At 63.8% G+C, this 19,085-nt stretch carries 14 protein-coding genes; 9 read left to right on the top strand and 5 right to left on the bottom strand.

Annotation, left to right across the window (positions count from 1 at the left end; translation table 11 throughout):
- Positions 1 to 3: 3 nt before the first annotated feature.
- From ACR30Z_RS01625 to ACR30Z_RS01605, 5 genes are all read left to right on the top strand, one after another.
- Positions 4 to 864, top strand: coding sequence for a uroporphyrinogen-III synthase (locus tag ACR30Z_RS01625; RefSeq protein WP_434371043.1), 861 nt, complete (start codon positions 4 to 6; stop codon positions 862 to 864).
- Positions 861 to 1,841, top strand: a complete 981-nt coding sequence (gene hemB, locus ACR30Z_RS01620; RefSeq protein ID WP_144648443.1) for a porphobilinogen synthase — start codon at positions 861 to 863, stop codon at positions 1,839 to 1,841. The genes ACR30Z_RS01625 and hemB overlap by 4 nt, the downstream gene beginning before the upstream one ends.
- On the top strand, positions 1,841 to 2,908 hold the full coding sequence (locus ACR30Z_RS01615) for an LLM class flavin-dependent oxidoreductase (protein ID WP_144648442.1): 1,068 nt from the start codon (positions 1,841 to 1,843) through the stop codon (positions 2,906 to 2,908). The genes hemB and ACR30Z_RS01615 overlap by 1 nt, the downstream gene beginning before the upstream one ends.
- A 57-nt stretch (positions 2,909 to 2,965) precedes the next feature.
- Positions 2,966 to 4,285 (top strand): glutamate-1-semialdehyde 2,1-aminomutase, encoded by a 1,320-nt coding sequence (hemL, locus tag ACR30Z_RS01610; protein ID WP_434371042.1) that lies wholly within the window; start codon positions 2,966 to 2,968, stop codon positions 4,283 to 4,285.
- Between the two features lie 110 nt (positions 4,286 to 4,395).
- Positions 4,396 to 5,670 carry a glycoside hydrolase family 3 N-terminal domain-containing protein gene (locus ACR30Z_RS01605; protein ID WP_144648440.1) on the top strand — a complete coding sequence of 425 codons (1,275 nt, stop codon included), beginning with the start codon at positions 4,396 to 4,398 and terminating at the stop codon, positions 5,668 to 5,670.
- Between the two features lie 83 nt (positions 5,671 to 5,753).
- Here ACR30Z_RS01605 and ACR30Z_RS01600 read toward each other — a convergent pair whose 3' ends face one another.
- The 4 genes from ACR30Z_RS01600 to ACR30Z_RS01585 all read right to left on the bottom strand — a co-directional run bounded on the left by ACR30Z_RS01600 (position 5,754) and on the right by ACR30Z_RS01585 (position 9,252).
- Positions 5,754 to 6,491 carry an amino acid ABC transporter ATP-binding protein gene (locus ACR30Z_RS01600; protein WP_434371041.1) on the bottom strand — a complete coding sequence of 246 codons (738 nt, stop codon included), beginning with the start codon at positions 6,489 to 6,491 and terminating at the stop codon, positions 5,754 to 5,756.
- Positions 6,488 to 7,252: an amino acid ABC transporter permease gene (locus ACR30Z_RS01595; RefSeq protein ID WP_011775398.1), complete on the bottom strand. Its 765-nt coding sequence runs from the start codon at positions 7,250 to 7,252 to the stop codon at positions 6,488 to 6,490. Before ACR30Z_RS01595 ends, ACR30Z_RS01600 begins: the two co-directional genes overlap by 4 nt.
- Positions 7,253 to 7,264: 12 nt before the next feature.
- Positions 7,265 to 8,215: an ABC transporter substrate-binding protein gene (locus ACR30Z_RS01590; RefSeq protein ID WP_144648438.1), complete on the bottom strand. Its 951-nt coding sequence runs from the start codon at positions 8,213 to 8,215 to the stop codon at positions 7,265 to 7,267.
- A gap of 326 nt (positions 8,216 to 8,541) precedes the next feature.
- Positions 8,542 to 9,252, bottom strand: a complete 711-nt coding sequence (locus ACR30Z_RS01585) for a 3'-5' exonuclease (RefSeq protein ID WP_144648437.1) — start codon at positions 9,250 to 9,252, stop codon at positions 8,542 to 8,544.
- Positions 9,253 to 9,318: 66 nt separating this feature from the next.
- Here ACR30Z_RS01585 and ACR30Z_RS01580 point away from each other — a divergent pair, with 66 nt between their 5' ends.
- The 4 genes from ACR30Z_RS01580 to ACR30Z_RS01565 all read left to right on the top strand — a co-directional run bounded on the left by ACR30Z_RS01580 (position 9,319) and on the right by ACR30Z_RS01565 (position 17,711).
- On the top strand, positions 9,319 to 9,735 hold the full coding sequence (locus ACR30Z_RS01580) for an MGMT family protein (RefSeq protein ID WP_144648436.1): 417 nt from the start codon (positions 9,319 to 9,321) through the stop codon (positions 9,733 to 9,735).
- Positions 9,732 to 13,076, top strand: a complete 3,345-nt coding sequence (locus ACR30Z_RS01575) for an ATP-dependent helicase (protein WP_434371040.1) — start codon at positions 9,732 to 9,734, stop codon at positions 13,074 to 13,076. The genes ACR30Z_RS01580 and ACR30Z_RS01575 overlap by 4 nt, the downstream gene beginning before the upstream one ends.
- Positions 13,073 to 16,597, top strand: coding sequence for an ATP-dependent helicase (locus ACR30Z_RS01570; RefSeq protein ID WP_434371039.1), 3,525 nt, complete (start codon positions 13,073 to 13,075; stop codon positions 16,595 to 16,597). The genes ACR30Z_RS01575 and ACR30Z_RS01570 overlap by 4 nt, the downstream gene beginning before the upstream one ends.
- Before the next feature lie 112 nt (positions 16,598 to 16,709).
- Positions 16,710 to 17,711: an IS481 family transposase gene (locus tag ACR30Z_RS01565; RefSeq protein WP_434371038.1), complete on the top strand. Its 1,002-nt coding sequence runs from the start codon at positions 16,710 to 16,712 to the stop codon at positions 17,709 to 17,711.
- Between the two features lie 13 nt (positions 17,712 to 17,724).
- Here ACR30Z_RS01565 and ACR30Z_RS01560 read toward each other — a convergent pair whose 3' ends face one another.
- Positions 17,725 to 18,993 (bottom strand): macrolide 2'-phosphotransferase, encoded by a 1,269-nt coding sequence (locus ACR30Z_RS01560; protein ID WP_434371037.1) that lies wholly within the window; start codon positions 18,991 to 18,993, stop codon positions 17,725 to 17,727.
- Positions 18,994 to 19,085: the final 92 nt, after the last annotated feature.

Genomic DNA, 19,085 nt, shown 5'->3' with positions numbered 1-19,085 from the left:
CGGTTGAAACTCAACGGCTTGGCAGGTCGGCGTGTCCTGATCACCAGGACCGCCGACCGTGCCCGGCCACTGGCTTCGCGCCTCAGGAAACTGGGTGCTGAGCCGCTGGTCCTGCCGCTCATCGACTTTGAGCGGGCAGAGGACCAAGCTTCGCTGGAAGCAGGGCTGGACCAGCTTTCCGCGGGCAACTTTGACTGGCTGCTGATCAGCAGCACCACCACCGTGCGTGTCCTGCTGGAGAAAGCGGCTGGACGGAACACTACTGTCGCGCGCCTCGTCCCCTCCGGGACGAGGGTGGCCACCATCGGGCCGTCATCCCGGCAGGTCCTTGAAGCCGTCGGCCTGACCGTTGCCTTGGCCCCCAGCGAGCTGCAGTCGGCAGAAGGGCTGCTTGGCCAGTGGGGACAAGGTCCGGCAAGGGTATTCCTTCCGCAGGCCGATATCGCAGCGCCGAACCTGCGGGAAGGCTTGGCTGCCAAAGGCGCGGACGTAACAACCGTCATCGCCTATCGGACCGTTGACTACCCGGCCCGAGACGAACTCCGCCTTACAGCCGAACTGCCGTCCGCCGTCGCGTACTCCGACCCCGTCCAGCCGCTGACCGTCAGTCCGGAAGAGGCGAAGACTGCGGTGCACGCCGGCACTGTGGACGCGGTTGTTGCCGCCTCACCCAGCGCCGCCCGGCGCATCGCCCAGCTGTTTCCGACGCTGCGCACCTGCCGTTTCATCGCAATTGGACGCCCGACGGCGGCTGAAGCCGGCCGACTCGGCATCACCGTTGCAGCCATCGCCAAAGAACCAACCCCGGACGGCATCGTGGCCGCCCTGGAATCTGTTTTCGCTAACGAAGGGAACCTGCCATGAGCTTTCCAAACCACCGTCCCCGCCGCTTGCGCACCACGCCCGCCATGCGCAGGCTCACCGCCGAAAACCGACTGGCACCCGCAGACTTGATCCTCCCGGCGTTCATTCGGGAGGGCCTCACCGAACCGAGCCCCATCAGTTCCATGCCGGGCGTCGTCCAACACACCACTGATTCGCTCAAGCGCGCAGCCGCCGAGGCCGTTGAATTGGGCGTCGGTGGCATCATGCTCTTCGGTGTTCCCGCGGTTCGTGACGCGCAGGGAACCGCTTCCCTTGATCCCGACGGTGTCTTGAACAAAGCCATCCGCGACGTCCGGGCAGAAGTCGGCGATGACCTGGTGATCATGGGCGATGTTTGCCTGGACGAATTCACTGACCATGGCCATTGCGGCGTGCTGGATGCCGATGGCTATGTGGACAACGATGCCACCCTGGAGATCTACGGCCGGATGGCGGTGGCGCAGGCTGAAGCAGGCGCCCATGTGCTGGGCCCGTCGGGCATGATGGACGGCCAGATCGCCGTGATCCGCCAGGCGCTGGAGGAATCCGGCCACAAAAACACCGCCGTCCTTGCCTACGCCGCCAAGTACGCATCGGCTTTCTACGGCCCGTTCCGCGAAGCTGTCGATTCACAGCTCAAGGGGGACCGCCGCACCTACCAGATGGATGCGGCCAACCGCCGGGAAGCCATCCTGGAGGTTGAGCTGGACCTCGAAGAAGGCGCGGACATGGTTATGGTCAAGCCGGCCATGAGCTACCTCGACATCCTGGCCGATGTCGCCGCCATGAGCCCCGTGCCGGTCTCGGCCTACCAAATTTCAGGCGAGTACGCCATGATCGAAGCGGCTGCCGCCAACGGCTGGATCGACAGGCGTGGTGCCATTACCGAATCCGTGCTCGGCATCAAGCGTGCCGGAGCCGATACTGTCCTGACCTACTGGGCCTCCGAACTGGCAGGCTGGCTGAAGGAGTCCTGATGACATCCGATCCCACCGCACCCGTAGCGGCACACGAGATCCTGCTCGGCCTGAACACCTTCGGCGATGCAGGGCTCGACGCCGACGGGAACCCCAAGGAGCACGCGCAAGTCCTGCGCGAGCTTCTGGAGGAAGCAAAGCTGGCTGACGCCGTCGGGATTCACGCTTTTGGCGTGGGGGAGCACCACCGCCGCGATTTTGCGGTGTCGGCCCCCGAAGTCTTCCTGGCCGCGGCGGCTGCGGTGACGTCCCGGATCCGCCTTGGGTCGGCCGTCACGGTACTGAGCTCTGACGACCCCATCCGAGTGTTCCAGCGGTTCGCCACCGTTGATGCGATCTCCAATGGCAGGGCCGAAGTGATGCTCGGCAGGGGATCATTCATTGAGTCCTTCCCGCTGTTCGGCCTGGACCTGGCAGACTACGAGGTGTTGTTCGAGGAGAAGCTGGAGCTCTTCGACCAAGCTCGAGCGCAAAAGCCGCTCCATTGGGAAGGCCGCACCCGTCCCAGCGTCAACGGGCTTCAGGTCTACCCGCGGTTGCAGCACCACCTGCTGCCGGCATGGATCGGTGTCGGTGGAACTCCTGAATCCGTGCTGCGCTGCGCCGAATACGGGTACCCCATTATCTTCGCCATCATCGGGGGAGAGCCGCGCCGCTTTGCCCCGCTTGTCAACCTGTACCGGGACGCGATGGCCAAGCACGGCCACCCGATGCGGCAGATCGCAACGCACTCACCCGGGTTCATCGCTGACTCGGACGAGGCGGCCCGCGAGGAACTCTTCCCGCATTGGCTCGAGCAGCGCAACCGGATAGGTGCGGAGCGAGGCTGGGGTCCGGGCAACAGGGGCGAGTTCGACGCCATGTGTGGACCTGAGGGGGCGCTCTACGTCGGATCCCCGGAAACCGTTGCGCAGAAGATCGCCCTGCTCAAGCGGAACCTCGGCGTTGACCGCTTTGACCTGAAGTACAGCAACGGGACCTTGCCGCACCAATCCATGATGCGCTGCATCGAGCTCTACGGCACCGAGGTAGCTCCGAGGGTTGCCGAGCTGTTGGCTGCCGCCTAAGCCTCTGCTACTGCCGGGCGGCCCGACTGCCTTGGAATCACTGAAAGAATAGGAACCATGACTTCAAACACCCCTGTGTCCGACCAGCTGTTCGACCGTGCACGGTCATTGATGCCCGGCGGCGTAAATTCGCCGGTCCGCGCCTTCGGGTCCGTGGGCGGCAACCCGAAGTTCATGGTCTCCGCGAAGGGCGCCTACCTTACTGACGCGGACGGCAAGGAATACGTGGACCTGGTGTGTTCATGGGGACCGGCGCTGCTGGGTCACGCACATCCAGCCGTGCTGGACGCCGTACACGCGGCTGTGGACCGGGGACTGTCTTTCGGCGCCTCGACTCCGGATGAAGCGAACCTTGCTGCCATCGTGAAAGATCGCGTGTCAGCCGTCGAGCGATTGCGGATGGTCTCCACGGGTACCGAAGCCACCATGACCGCCGTCCGCCTGTCCCGCGGCTTCACCGGCCGCAACCTGATCATCAAGTTCGCTGGCTGCTACCACGGCCACCTGGACGGGCTGCTGGCAGCAGCAGGCTCCGGAGTCGCTACCCTGGCCTTGCCGGGCTCGGCCGGAGTAACGGAAGCCACGGCAGCTGAGACGCTGGTTCTGCCGTACAACGACCTCGACGCCGTCGAAGCCGCCTTCGCTGCCCACGGCAAGAACATCGCTGCCGTCATCACGGAAGCGGCTCCGGCCAACATGGGCGTCGTAACCCCGGGGGAGGGCTTCAACGCAGGGCTGTCCCGCATCACCAAGGAACACGGAGCGCTGCTCATCCTTGACGAAGTCCTTACGGGGTTCCGCACCGGCTACGCCGGCTACTGGGGGCTGACGGGCCGCCAGGAAGGCTGGGCACCGGACCTGCTGACCTTCGGTAAGGTCATCGGCGGCGGAATGCCGACGGCGGCACTTGGCGGCCGTGCCGACGTCATGGACTACCTCGCCCCCGTTGGCCCGGTGTACCAGGCCGGTACCTTGTCCGGGAACCCGGTGGCAATGGCCGCTGGAGTAGCAACGCTGACCCATGCAACTCCCGAGGTCTACGCCCACGTGGATGCCCGCTCACTGGAACTCTCGGCCGCGCTCTCCGCTGCGCTGGACGGTGCCGGCGTGGACCACTCCATCCAGCGGGCCGGAAACTTGTTCTCCGTTGCCTTCGGTACGTCCACCCACGGTGTTCACAATTACGATGACGCCCAAGGCCAGGAAACCTTCCGCTACGCACCGTTCTTCCACTCCATGCTGGACTCCGGCGTCTACTTGCCGCCGTCCGTCTTCGAGGCTTGGTTCCTGTCCGCCGCCCACGACGACGCAGCGATGAACCGCATCTTCGACGCCCTGCCGGCTGCTGCGAAGGCCGCTGCCTCTGCATCTGCCTGATCCTCGTGATGCCCCGGGCGGCTGCGTAAAGCAACTGCCCGGGGCATTGTCGTGCTCGCAGGGGGTAGGCTCGTAGAGGAAACCCAACCCCAACGAACTTACGGTTTACCATGCGCAAGACCCAGACAATTGCATCCCTCGGCATGAGCATTGCGGCTGGAGTCTTCGTCGCCATTGCGTCAGCTTGCTCAGCCGGCAGCGGAAATTCCGACCAGACCTCACCGGAGGGGACGCCCTCGGCCGCTCCTTCGTCTGCCACAAGCACGCCGGTTCCCGCCACCTCCACAGCGGACCCCACCGCCCGGTCGTCAGGTCCTTCCCCGAACGCCTCGGACGCTACGAGCCCGCCGTCAATAGCGGAGCAACAGCTCGCCTCGTTGAGCCTTGAACAGCGCGTCGGGCAGTTGTTCATGGTGGCAGCCAAAGCCACCGGCGCGGAGCCTGGAACCATGGATGCGCTGAAGAAGTATCACGCCGGCAACGTCTACCTCAGCGGGCGAAGTAAAGCGGGTACTGCCGCTACGGCGTCCGTGGTGTCCTCATTGACGGGTACCGTCTCTCCGGCGACAACCGGCGGGGTACCCCTGTTCGTTGCCACCGACCAAGAGGGCGGGTACGTCCAAGTCCTCTCCGGTCCAGGGTTCTCCACGATGCCCACGGCCCTGGTGCAGGCATCGTCAGGTCCGGCCAAGCTCCGCACCGATGCTGCAACCTGGGGCAAGGAACTTCGAAGCGTTGGCGTCAATGTGAACCTTGCGCCGGTTCTGGACACAGTCACCAGCCCGGAGTTCGCCCCGTCCAACGCCCCGATCGGCCACTTCCAGCGTGAGTACGGCTATGCGCCCAGCACGGTCTCGGCCCTGGGCAATGCCTTTGCCGACGGCATGAAGGACGCCGGTGTCGCCCCTGTCGTCAAGCACTTTCCGGGCTTGGGCCGAGTGGTTCCCAACACCGACGTCACCAGCGATGTTCGGGATACAGCCACCACGCGGACAGACCCGGCGCTGGAGCCGTTCCACGCCGCCATCAAAGCGGGCACCCAGTGGGTCATGGTCTCAAATGCCTACTACGACAAGATCGATCCCGCCAATATTGCGCCCTTCTCCCCGACGGTGATGGACACCATGCTGCGTGCGGATGCGGGGTTTAAAGGGATCGTTCTCTCGGATGACCTCTGCAGCGCTGCGCAATTGGAAGCCTGGTCGGACGCCGATCGTGCACTGAAGTTCTTCGCTGCCGGCGGAACCATGCTGGTGTGCGCCGATCCCGCGAGCATCCCCCTCATGCATCAGGCGGTCACGCAGAAAGCCCAGGCAGATCCGGCCTTCCGAGCCAAGGTGGACGCTGCTGCGCTGACGGTGCTGCGCGTCAAAGCAGGGCAATGAACGCAGCAAAGAACCCCGCCCTCCAGCTCAATCACCAACGTGACTGATCCGGAAGACGGGGTTCTTTGGAGCCTGTGTCCTGCTTAGAGGACGTCCGAAAGGAAACCCTGAAGGCGTTCCGTTCGCGGATCGGTGAACAGTTGCTCCGGAGGGCCGGATTCCACCACCACACCGGCATCCATGAACGTCACAACATCGGACACGTTGCGGGAGAAGCCCATCTCGTGGGTTACCACCACCATGGTCATCCCGCCCTTGGCCAAGTCCGTCATCAGGGCAAGAACGCCCTTGACGAGTTCAGGATCCAGCGCAGAGGTTGCCTCGTCAAAGAACATGACCTCAGGCTTCATGGCCAGCGCGCGGGCAATGGCCACACGCTGTTGCTGTCCACCTGACAGGTTGGCCGGACGCGAGTCGGCCTTGTGCTTCAACCCCACCAAGTCCAGCTGGGCGAGGGCCTCGTCCCGCGCCTGCTCCTTGGACATGCCACGGAGTTTGCGCAGGGCCAGCGAGATGTTCTCGGCCACTGTCTTGTGCGGGAACAAGTTGAACTGCTGGAAGACCATGCCGATGCGGCGGCGCAGCTCGTCGGGGTTGTCCTTGAGCACCGAGCGTCCATCCAGCAGGATGTCACCCTGGTCCGGTTCGATAAGCCTGTTCATCACACGGAGCAGCGTTGACTTGCCCGAGCCTGACGGGCCGATCACGGAAGCCGTGGTGCCCTTCTCGACGTGCAGGTCGATGCCCCGCAACACATGGTTGCTGCCGAACGACAAGTGGATGTTCTTCGCCGTCAGCGTGCCTGATGCGAATTCACTCATGCCTGGGCTCCTTTTCCTACGACGGCTGCTGCCTCGTCCGGTTCCTTCTTCTCCGGACGGCCGGCACGCATGCGGGCGTCAATCCAGTTCACGAAGTGCGTGAGGGGGATGGTCAGGGCCAAGTAGAAGATGGCCGCCGCCACGTACGGGGACAGGTTGCCGCTGTTGGCAGCTGCGTCCTTGCCGATCTGGAAGATTTCGCGCTCCGTTGCCAGCAGGCCCAACATGAACACCAGGGACGATTCCTTGATCAACGCAATGAACTGGTTGACCAACGCGGGAAGGACGCGACGGATGCCCTGGGGCACTACCACCAGGCGCATGGATGAGCCATAGCTGAAGCCCAGCGCACGCGTGGCCTCCAACTGGCCTTTGTCCACGCTCTGGATGCCGGAGCGGAAAATCTCGCCGATGTACGCACCAGACATCAAGGACAGCGCCGCGATGGCCATAGGGTACGGGCTGGTGGAGCCCGTCAGTTCGCGAATGATCGGGCCGAAACCGAAACCGATCACCAGGATGGTCAGCACCGGGGGGAGCCCGCGGAGAATGTCCGTGTAAATACGGGCTACCCACCGTGCTGCTGCATTCCGGGAAATCCCCATCAGGGCGAGCAGCATCCCGAGCGCGGTCCCGATGATGCCCGAGACGACGGCCAGGACGATGGTGTTGGGCAGGCCGACGGCGAACATCTTGGGGATGACTTCGCCCATTGCCTCCCAGTCGAAGAAGGTCTCGGCTAGTTGATTGAGGATATCCATGGAACGCCTTGGTTACTTGGCGGGGAGCTGGACGGCCTTGCTGCCCGGCTTCCAGCCCTGGGGGGTCTGCTCGGCGGCAGTCGGACGGTCCTTGTACCACTCAGCGGTGAGCTTGGCCCAGGTGCCGTCGGCAATGACAGCGTCCAAGCCGGAGTTCAGGGCGTCGATCAGCGGCTGGTTGTCCTTGTTCACGGCGTACGCGGTGAAGTTCTGGGTGTTGACGACCTTCTCGGCGATCTTGGTGTTGTCGCCTTCCTTGACCTGGCCTTCGGCCTGCTGCGACGGAGCAACCCACGCGTCGATCTGGCCGTTCTTTACGTTGCCGTAGACCGTGTTGTAGTCGGGGAATCGGACCGGCTCAATCTTGAGCGTGTTCGTCATGTAGTCATCCTGGACGGTGCCCTGGACAACGCCGATGCGGAGGCCTTCCTTGACGTCGGCGAAGCCGGTGACCTTGGAGTCGCTCTTGGTCACGATGGCCATGTAGCCGAAGTCGTAGCCGTTGGTGAAGCCGACCGTCTTGCGGCGGGCGTCCGTGGTGGAGATCGAGGAGGATCCGACGTCGAACTGCTTGTTGCCCACCTGGGACAGCAGCGCGGAGAAGTCGGTGGATGCGAACTCGACCTTGAGGCCCAGCTTGTCGCCGATGGCGCGCAGGAGCTCGTTGTCGTAGCCGGTGAATTTGCCAGACGGATCGATGAAGATGTTCGGCGGTGCGTCAGACAGGGTGCCCACGCGCAGGGTGCCGTCGGTGATGAGGCCCAGCTTGGACTTGTCGATCTTGTCCAGCGCCGTCACGTCGGCGGTGGTGAAGGTGTCCAGGGACTTCTGGTCGCTGCCGGCAAGAGCGTCGGTGGGCGTGCCGCTGGGCTCGGAGGTTCCTCCGCCGCATGCTGCCAGGGAAATCACCAGGGCTGCGGCCACGGGGGCAACAGACAGCCACTTAGGGGCTTTGAATTTCATGAAGAAATCACTTTCATCGGGTCACGGAGACGTTTCGCGGTGGGCGGGGAATGCGGCAGCAATACGAAGGTTGGCTGCCCTAGCAGACTTCAACCCGCCAAACTTAATTATGTCACCAGCCCACCAGCGCACGGTGAATCGAAGAAATGGTTGCTCACGCTCGATTCTGCCGAACAAAGTACCCTCAGAGGGGCCGCGCACCTCCGGACTATTCCAAGGGCGCGCCCACTAGTGGAATCCTCGCTCAGCTGGGGCGCTTTTCGGGGTTCCCGAAATCCTTGTGACTTGCGTCGCAGAACGTAACCTGACTGGCGGCTGTCCCGGACTTAGAAACCGCCGCGGCTTGCATCCTCGGGCGGAAGGACCGGCCACTCACCCTCAATTACAGCTGTGGGTTTGCTGCGCCTCAAGTACTGCTGGAAATCGGCGGCCTGCGACGCTGCCCAGTCTACTTGCAACTGGTGCAGCGTGGACGCCGGCATCTGAAGCTTGGGAAACTTGCCCGCCATGGCGTCGAGGACCCGGAGAGTGGCCAAGGCGTCGGCGGCAGAGGTATGCGCGTTGGTCAGGTCCACTCCGTATTCCTCGCACAGGGCAGTAAGGGTGCGCTTGCCCTTGCGGTAGCGGTCAACCTGCTTGTTCATCACGTAGGGATCCAGAACCGGGAAGCGGGTGAGCTGCGGAACACCGTACCGTGCGGATTCTGCCGCCAACACGGTGAAATCGTAACTGGCGTTGAAAGCAATGACGGGGGTGCCGTCGTCGAACAGTCGCTGAAGGACGCCCGCGACCTCGCGGGTCACCTCGGCAGCCGGGCGGCCCTCCGCCCTGGCTTTCTCCGTGGATATGCCGTGGACTTCACTGGCCTCAAGCGGGATCTCGACGCCGGGATCCGCAAGCCATTCGTGCTCCGCGATCAGTTCCCCGTGGGCGTCCACTACGGTGATGGACGCAGTCACGATCCGCGCTGAACGAGAGTTCTTCCCGGTGGTCTCGAGGTCGAATGCGGCGCGGGAGAGGGTGTTCCAGGAGCTCATGTTTTTACGCTACCGGCTGGCCCTGACAGTCTTGGGTACCAACACTCCTGCCGTTACGCTGAACACATGCGGATGGAGTATGTGACGGCGGTACTGGCCGTTGTGGACCTCGTTCCGTCCGGAACCGCCGTGTCCTACGGTGACGTCGCGGAACTGTTGGGCGCTGGTGGCCCGCGGCAGGTGGGCGCAGTGATGAGCCACTATGGCAGCTCCGTGGCGTGGTGGCGTGTCCTGCGGGCGAGCGGCGAGGCGCCCCCAGGCCATGAGGCCGACGCACTGCGACACTACCTGGCAGAATCCACACCTCTTCATGGCGCGTATGAAGCGTTCCAACGGACAGGTGAAGGCCGTTGGAGAGTGGATCTGGCGGCGGCTCGTTGGGCACCCACAGACGCCGATTTCGACCAACTTGATGTGATCTCGGACCAGTTGGAGCGTCAACTCCATATTTTGTCGGTGCCCGATGATGAAATGACTGTGTGACCGCGACTCCCACCAAAACCCGCCAGGCACCTGCAGCTCTCCGACTGCTGCCGCCGCGTGAGACCCACTACGCGGCACCCGTTCTTTCGCCGGACCAAACTGCAGTCGTTTCCCTGCGGCAGGGGAGCGGCCCTGTCCTTGTCCCAGGAGGCCCGGGAACGGGCAAGTCCACGGTACTTGTCGAATCCGCAGTGCGCCGCGTCCACGAGGATGGCCTGAACCCTGAACAGATTCTCATTCTCGCTCCTGGTCGGCACGCAGCTGCGGCTTTGCGGGACTCCTTTACGGGGCGGCTGGACCGGAGCCTCAGTACGACGCCGGCACGCACCTGGGCGTCGTACGCCTTCGATGTCATCCGGCGCGCCAAGGCCGAAGGCGTTCTGCCGCTGACGCGGCCGCCGAAGCTCCTGTCGGGTCCTGAGCAGGACCTCATCATCAAAGAATTGCTTGAAGGACATTCCCGGCCCGGCTCCCGGCTCCCGTGGCCTGAGGACCTCGCTGCGGCCCTTCCCACGCGCGGCTTCCGCCATGAAATCCGCCAATTGTTCGACCGCGTGATCGAGTCCGGCAGAACGGCCGAAGACCTGGTGGGATTGGCCTACGAATGCGGGCGGCCGGATTGGATGGCGGCCGCCGAGCTGTACAGCGAGTACAGGGACGTCTTGGACCTTCGCATGCCTGAGGCCTTCGATCCCGCCGGGATCATCACCACTGCCCGGCAGATCTTCCAGGATGCGCCGGAATTCCTCGCTGCTGAACGCGATCGACTCCAGCTCATCCTGGTGGATGACGCCCAGGAATCCAACCCGGCCGTTTTCGAGCTCCTGGCTGATGTGGCGGAGGGCAAGGACGTCGTGGTGACCTACTCGCCGGATACCGTGGTGCAGGGCTTCCGTGGAGCACGCCCGGATCTGGTGGCGGAGTTGCCGTCCCTGCTGGGCGGGCCGCATCAAACGGTCCTTGAACGTCCGCTGTCCGTTACCCACCGCCACAGGCCACAGCTAGCCGAAGCTTGGACGAGGGTTGCTGCAAGGATCTCGCAGCGCTCGGGCGGCCAGCTGGCCCGGCAACTGGAACAACCGGTACATCGGGATCCGGCCACCCACGACTCCGGCGGGGAGGGCCGGGTTGAGGGGCACGTGCTGCCGTCTGCTGTCCATGAAATGCGCTACGTGGCGCAGCGCATCCTTGAAGCGCAACTGCGTGAATCCAGGGAGTTCAGCGACATTGCCGTGATCGTCCGTAACGGAGGGCAAATCTCGCAGCTACAGCGGTACCTGGGCGGCCAGGGGATTCCCGTTCGGGTTCCAGTGGCGGACTCCGCCGTCCGTGACGAAGTCGCAGTACGCCCTTTGTTGGAAGCCTTCGCCGTTGTCCTGGACCCGCAGAAACTGACCCCCGAAACAGCGGTTTCCCTCCTGACGTCCCGCATTGGAGGAGCAACTGCCATTGAGCTCCGCAGGCTCCGGCAGTCCCTCCGCCGCGAAGAACTCCTGGGTGGTGGCGGCCGTTCAAGTGACGCCTTGCTGGTGGAAGCCCTGCTTCAGCCGGGAGCGCTGGCTACGTTGGGAATTGAGGGCAGCTCCGCGCGGCGTCTCGCCCGTATGTTCGCCGCAGGCGTCGAGGCCGCTAACGGGCCGGGGGCCAACGCCGAGTCGGTCTTGTGGGCGTTGTGGCAGGCCACCGGTTTGTCCTCCCGTTGGGCCGAAATGGCCCTTGATGGTGGTGCCTCAGGGGCTCGTGCCGATCGCGACCTCGATGCCATGATGGCGTTGTTCCATACGGCCGAGCGCTTTGTGGACCAGTTGCCTGGTTCCGGTCCTGAGCAATTTCTGGACTACTTGTTGAACCAGGAACTGCCCATGGATACCCTCGCGGCCCGCGCCCAGCTGGAAGCCTGCGTGGAAATAATGACCCCTGCCAGTGCAGCCGGCCGTGAGTGGCCAGTGGTGATCGTCCCCGGCCTCCAGGAAGGTGTCTGGCCGAATACGCGGTTGCGCGGCGAACTTCTGGGTAGCACGGTCTACGCCGATGCTGTGGAACACGGGGTGGAGTACGCCCTTCGACGGGGACCCCTGAGCAGGCTCCGCGACATCCGCTACGACGAACTCAGGAGTTTCTCAACGGCCGTCTCACGTGCCCGGGAGGTACTGATTTGCACCGCAGTGTCCTCGGAAGATGAACAGCCCTCTTCATTCTTGGACTACGTGGCACCGCTGGGTCCGGGGGAGTACAAGCGCGACTATACGCCCGTAGACCGGCCCATGACGCTCAGGGCTCTCGTCGCAGAACTCCGGCAGCATGTCCAGTCAGTCGATGCCGTATCCGGCAACGCCCGCGCGGCGCACGAAGCGGCCCGGGTTTTGGCCAGGCTTGCCAGTACGGAACCGCCTGTTCCCGGAGCGCATCCGGATACGTGGTGGGGCTTGGCTCCTTTGAGCTCCGAAGAAGCCGTGGTGCCGCCAGGGGGCACCGTCTCCGTCTCGCCGTCCAAAGTGGAGGCTGTCCATAAATCTCCCCTTGATTGGTTCGTCCAGGCCGCAGGAGGAGAGGCGGCCACCGACTTCGCCCGCAGCCTGGGCACGCTGGTCCACGGCATCGCCCAAGAGCTTCCCGATGCTTCAGGCGCCGAGTATGTGGCCGAACTCGTTCGGCGCTGGCCCACCTTGGGCATGAAAGACAACTGGGAAGGCAAGCTCGATTTCCAACGCGCAGAGCTCATGGTCCGCAAGTTGGCCCAGTATGTCCTCATCATGCGCAGTGAGGGCCGGAGCCTTCTGGCAGTAGAACACGACTTTGAGGTCCGACTACCTGATGTCCAGGTGGACGTGGTTTCACCCGAAGGGCCTGAAATGGAGGCCACCCGGCACGCAGTCCTCCGCGGCCAGGTGGACCGTCTTGAAATCGATGCGGAGGGTCGGCTGGTGATTGTCGACCTCAAGACTGGCAAGCGCCAACCGGGTAAGGCCGAAGTGGCCAAACACCCCCAACTGGGTGCGTATCAGGCGGCCGTCCTCAACGGCGCCTTCCAGGACGTCGGAACAAGGGAAGAAGATCCGGGCACCGGATCACTTGCTGAGTCGGCGAACGCGTTCGTCCCCGGTGGCGCAGTGCTGGCCCAACTGGGAACCAAGGCCAAGAGTCCCGCCGTCCAGCAGCAGGAACCGCTGGAAGCCGCCGACAATTGGGCGGAAGGCATGGTCAATGAAGCCGCTGCCTTGATGTCGGGCGCCACTTTCGAAGCTCGGCACGACCCCAGCAAAGGTGGTCACGGCGGACACGGTTGCCGCCTGCCTGATATTTGCCCGTTGTGCGCCAGAGGAAAGCAGGTCACTGAATGACAACCGAGCTCCTGGACGGCTTTGCCTCCAGCACTCGTGGCGAGGCGGACGTTCCGGAACCCCGGTTCTCACCGTCGCAGCTCGCGGACATCCTTGGTGAGAAGAACCACCCCACATCCGAGCAGTCAGACATCATTGCCTCATCCCTCACCCCACGCCTGGTGATCGCCGGAGCCGGTTCCGGTAAGACCGCAACCATGGCTGACCGGGTGGTGTGGTTGGTGGCTAACGGCTGGGTGCGGCCGGAGGAAGTCCTCGGCGTGACCTTCACCCGCAAGGCTGCCGGGGAGCTCGCCAGCCGAATCCGGACCAAGCTCGCCACTCTTCAGCGGATAGCGGCTGAGGACGACGGCAGCATTGGGTTTCCCGAAGGCCTCCTCGGCGCTGACGACCTCGAACCCAAAGTGTCCACTTACCACTCCTATGCAAGCGGCATCGTCTCGGACTACGGCCTGAGACTTGGCATCGAGCGCGACGTCGTCTTGTTGGGTGGGGCTCAGTCCTGGCAGTTGGCCAGCGAGATCGTGGAGGCCTACGACGGCGACTACGAACATTTCACCGCTGCCAAGTCCACTCTGGTCAATGCCGTCATCCAGTTGGCGGGAGAGTGCGCGGAGCACCTTCAGGATCCGGCCGCTGTTCGGGACTGGGTCTTGGAACGCGTCCAGACCTTTGAGGAGCTTCCCTATGTTGCAGGAGCCAAAAAGTCCCCGACGCAGGCCGCCGGAGACTTGGCAGCCATGCTGAGGACCCGGGCCAGCGTGGCAGATATGGTGGTTCGCTATCAGGAAGCAAAGCGTCAACGCGGCGTCCTCGACTTTGGAGATCTCGTGGCCCTGGCGGCCCGTATTGCCAGCGAAATTCCGCTCGCGGCCACTACTGAGCGTGCGCGCTACAAAGTGGTCCTGTTGGATGAGTTCCAGGACACGTCCCATGCCCAGCTCGTACTGTTCTCGCGCCTTTTCGGGCAGGGACACGCAGTCACGGCAGTTGGTGACCCCAACCAGTCCATTTACGGATTCCGGGGTGCCTCGGCGGGCCAGCTCTTCCACTTCGTTCAAGAATTCCCGGTACGGCACACTGACGGGTCCGGTGCCGCTGAGGCCTATTCCGTGGCCCCAACTTCGTTCCTGACCACGGCATGGCGCAACGGCAGGAACATCCTGGAAGCCGCCAACACCATTGCCTCGCCTTTGAACAGGGCAGCAGCACTGGAAGGTCCGGCAGGGGAGCGGGAGACCTCCAGCCACGTCTCGGTTCCGGCATTGGTCCCGAGCCCTGCCGCGGTGGACGGGAGCGTTGTCATCGGCCGCTTCGGAACCGACGAGGACGAGGCGGCCGTCATAGGCCGCGATGTCCGGCGCTACCAGCGGACGGTCTTTGAAGAAGAAAAGGACGGCACACCGATCAAACCCACCATGGCGGTCCTGTGTCGCCGGCGGGCGCAGATGGAGTGCATTCGCCGCGAGTTTGAGCTCCAGGGAATCCCCTACGAGATCGTCGGATTGGGTGGGTTGCTCGACACGCCGGAGATTGTGGATTTGGTGGCAACCTTGCGGGTCTTGGCCGATCCGGGCCGATCCGATGCCCTGATGAGGTTGCTTGCCGGGGCCAGATGGCGGATCGGACCGGCGGACTTGATGGCCTTCAACGATTGGTCGCGTTTCCTGGCCCGTCGCCGCTCAGCTCCGGACGCCCACCAAGGAAACATGGACGCCGACGAGGACCCGTCCTCCGTGGTTGTCGAGAGCGACATTACCGATGCTGCCAGCCTGGTGGAAGCACTTGACTACCTCCCACAGCCCGGCTGGACATCAGGACAGGGGAGGAGCCTGAGCGCTGCTGCCTTGAGCCGGCTCTCCAGCCTGGCTTCGGAACTTCGCTCCCTCCGCAGCTACATCGGAGACGACCTCACAACGCTCCTTGGAGAAGTCGAACGCGCCATGCTCCTGGACATCGAAGTTGCGGCAAAGCCAGGCACCAGCATTCACCAGGCACGCCGTAACCTCGATGCCTTTCAGGACGCCGCAGCGGGATTCCTTCAGACATCACAGCGCATCGATCTGCTGGCTTTCCTGTCGTGGCTGGAAGCTGCAGCCTCCGAGGAAGGCGGCCTGGACGTCGCCCCGGTTGATACCAATCGCGAAGCCGTCCAATTGCTGACTGTCCACGCCTCCAAGGGATTGGAGTGGGACGTTGTCTTCGTCCCGGGTCTCAACGCAGGATCGTTTCCCAGCAACAGGGATTCACGGTGGAGCAGCGGTGCCGCAGCGTTGCCGTGGCCTCTGCGGGGGGATCGCGGCGATCTTCCCCAGTGGGACCTCGATCAACCTGACCAAAAGGGCTGGCTGGACGCGGAGAAGGACTTCAAATCCGAGGTTCAACACCACGGAGAAGCAGAAGAACGGAGGCTTGCGTACGTCGCCTACACACGGGCGAAGTTCGTACTGGAGGTCTCCAGCGCTGCGTGGAACGGCTCGCGCTCGGGGATAGCGGACATGTCTACCTTCCTCTCCGAGTTGGCCCCCCTTGCAGGATTGGAGGGCGCTGGCCGTGAAGCCAGTCTTCTTCCGGTTGGACGGGCAGTTATCCATCCGGAGTCCGTTGCCGAGGAAGCCCTGCCGGAGGCCAGCCCGTTGACGGCAACGCTTGAGGTTGCCCAATTTCCTTATGACCCCCTCGAGGGACCTTCGGATCCGCGGACCGGCGCTCGTCTGAGGCTTGTTCCCGGCCGCAGGCTTGCCATGGACCAGGCCGCGGCCATGGTCCTTGAATACATCGAGAGACCTAACAGCCAAGGACCTTCGGCCGAACGGGAAGCAGCTGCGGGCGAACTCAGCGCACCAGCCGGGAAGTGGTCCCAAGAAGCTGAGCTCCTCCTGGATAGGCAGAGGCAACGCAAGACCATCCAGGATGTGCACCTGCCGAGCCACATCTCGGCGTCCCTCTTCGTCGATTTGGGCGCCGATCCGGCGGCGGTCCTGTCCCAGCTCCGCAGGCCGGTGCCCCGGGAACCGGGCATATCAGCGCGGAAAGGTACAGCTTTTCACGCGTGGGTGGAGGAGTACTTCGGGACGACGGGCATGCTTGACCTTGATGAAGCGCCGGGGTCCGATTCGCATATCGACGAGGCCTACGGCCTGGATGACATGGTGGCTGCGTTCAAACGGTCAGAGTGGGCCCAGCGCGCCCCGGCCTTTGTTGAAGTGCCGGTTGAAACGCGAATTGGTGACGTCGTAGTCCGTGGACGTATCGACGCCGTGTTCCGTGATGCCGATGGCCGCTGGCAGCTCATCGACTGGAAAACCGGTCGGCGACCCGCAGGCCAACAGTTGGCGACGCGGGCAGTGCAACTTGCCGTTTACAGGCTGGCGTGGGCGCGACTCAAGGAAGTGCCCCTCGAAGACGTCAGCGCCGCGTTCTACTATGTGGCGGATGATTCCGTGGTGCGCCCGCACGATTTGGGCAGTGCCGAGGAACTGGAACGAATCGTGGCAAAGGCGTTGGAGGACGACGCCTAGCTGTATTGTCCCGGCAGGTTGATGACACGGGGCTGGGAGTAACGCGATAAAGAGGACCTCCGGGTGTTGTGTGGAGCTTGTCGAGAGCAAACACAATGTCCAGGAGGTCCTCGTGTCCCACTCTAACGCGATCCTTGCCCCTGCCGGCCGGTTGAAGCTCGCCCGGTGCGTGGTGAATGATCATTGGCCGTTGCGCCGCGCGGCTGAGCGGTTCAACGTCTCTGTCCCGACCGCGGCCCGCTGGGCGAAGCGTTACGTCGAGTTCGGCGAAGCCGGGATGCAGGACCGGCCCTGTCGACCGTTGAGCTGTCCGCACCGCAGTGCAATGCGAACAGAACGCCGGGTGGTGGGCCTGAGAACCTCCAAGCGCTGGGGACCGGCCAGGATCGCCTACCACCTGCACTTGAACATCTCCACGGTCCACCGGATCCTGCGCCGCTACCACTGCCCGCCGCTGCGCTTCACGGACCGTTCCACCGGGATCAGGATCCGTCGGGAACACGCCCACCGCTATGAGTACATGCAGCCGGGCGAGATGATCCACGTTGATGTGAAGAAACTCGGCAGGATCCCCGACGGCGGAGGCCACCGAAGCCTGGGCCGGGTAGCAGGGGAAGCCAACGCCCGTGCCCGGAACCTGGCCGAAGGCGCCCGGAAGAACAGGGGCCTGCTCCGCGGCTTCACGTTCATCCACCACGCCGTCGATGACCACTCCCGCTACGTCTACTCCGAAATTTGCCCGGATGAGACCAAGGAAACGGCCGCGGCCTTCATGCGCAACGCGATTGCAGCGTTCGCCGCCCACGGTGTGAAGATCCGAAGGGTCCTCACCGATAACGGTTCCTGCTACCGGTCCCGCCTCTTTGCCCAAACCCTGACGGAAGCCGGCATCCGACACAAACGCACCAGACCCTACCGACCCCAGACCAACGGCAAAGTCGAACGCTTCAACCGCATCCTCTTGGAGGAATGGGCCTACGCCCGGCACTACACATCAGAAACCGAACGCCAAGCCTGCTACCAGGACTTCATCGAGCACTACAATCGCAGCAGGCCACACACCGCACTCAAAGGCGCCTCCCCAGCCAGCCGCGTCAACAACCTACCGGGTTAGTACACCTAGCGGGCTAGGACCGGTCCGCCGCATGAAGTGGGGTTACATTGACCACGCTGATGGCGGCAGTGGACGTATCGTCCTGGTCGCTGGTCCCCGAGGTGCCGGCCTCAGTGGTTTCGCTCTCGGATTCCGTTTCTCCGGCGGCTCGTTCCATGTCGCCGCCGCTGCTTGGAGCCGACCCAACAGAAGGCTCGTCAGAGGCATTATCGGTCTCCTCGACGGCCGGTATGGCGGCCACCGAAACTGAAGGACCGGCGTCGGATATTGCGACGACGCTGACAGCGGGCTGCTGGGCCGCCGCGACCTCGGAGGCCTGATGTTCAGCGGCCGCGTCTTCGGCGGCCTGGGCCGCTTCATCGCGTCGTGCCTGCTCTTCGATGTCGTCTGCGAGCGTCTGGAGCATCGACTCCGCCTCTGTCGTCATGCCCTGGTGCCCGGCAGCCATGGCTTTGACCAGGTACTGGGCGAGGGCAAACTCGGCCAACAATGCGGCTCGGCGCAACAGGTGGGCGTCGGGTGTTTCGCGGCGCGCTTGCGTGTAGTGGCTCAGGACTGCTTCAACAAATGAGGCTTCGTTGGAGGCCACCAGCCAAGCGAAGTCGTCGGCGGGGTCGCCAATCCGGAGGTCGGTCCACCCTGTCAGGGCTGTGACGGTGTCGTCTTGGACCATCAGGTTGTCTTCGTGAAGATCTCCGTGGACCACCGAAGTGTTGAAACGCCACAAAGCGACGTCTTCCAGTGCGTGCTCCCATCGGCGGAGCAAGGTGGCCGGGATCTTGCCCGTGGTGGCAGCTTGGTCCAGTTCGTTGAGCTTGCGCTGCCGGAACTCGTTGGCCGAGTAACTGGGGAGGTCCGCATTGGTGACGAGTGTCAGCGGAAGGTCGTGGATGGCGGCCAAAGCCACGCCAATTTCCTGCGCCAAGGCAGGGTTGCTCGCCGAGAGTTCCTCAATGGACAGCATGGAGCCCTGGAGGTGGGCATACACGAAGGTGGTGAGGGCGCCCTGCCTCACTGTGCCGGCGATGGTGGGCACATGGAATGGCAGTTCAGCGCGGATGGCGGGCGCGAAGGCGCGCAGCACCATGAACTCGGTCTCCAGCCGCGTGCTGGCTTCGGGATGGCGCGGCGAACGGACGCGCCAGCGCTTGCCTTCCGCGTCGAGCAGCAACGCCGAGTCGAAGTCGGCGTCGTCGTCGGGGGAATAGGCTGTAGCCGTCGGCGCCAAACCTGGCACCGCCGCGGTTGCTATAGCGGCCAGTTCGAGCGGTGTTCTTCTCACGTCTCCACGGTAGATTGAGTGGAGCCTGTGGCCATGATGCAGTGCGGCGAGTCTCCAGATCCGCTGCAAATACGCAGTAGAACCTCCCGCCG

This window comes from Paenarthrobacter sp. FR1 (genome assembly GCF_051106045.1).
In the GTDB taxonomy this organism is placed as follows: domain Bacteria; phylum Actinomycetota; class Actinomycetes; order Actinomycetales; family Micrococcaceae; genus Arthrobacter; species Arthrobacter nitroguajacolicus_A.
The sequence above is the reverse complement of the archived record's forward strand: the minus strand, read 5'-3'. Positions and strand labels throughout refer to the sequence as shown.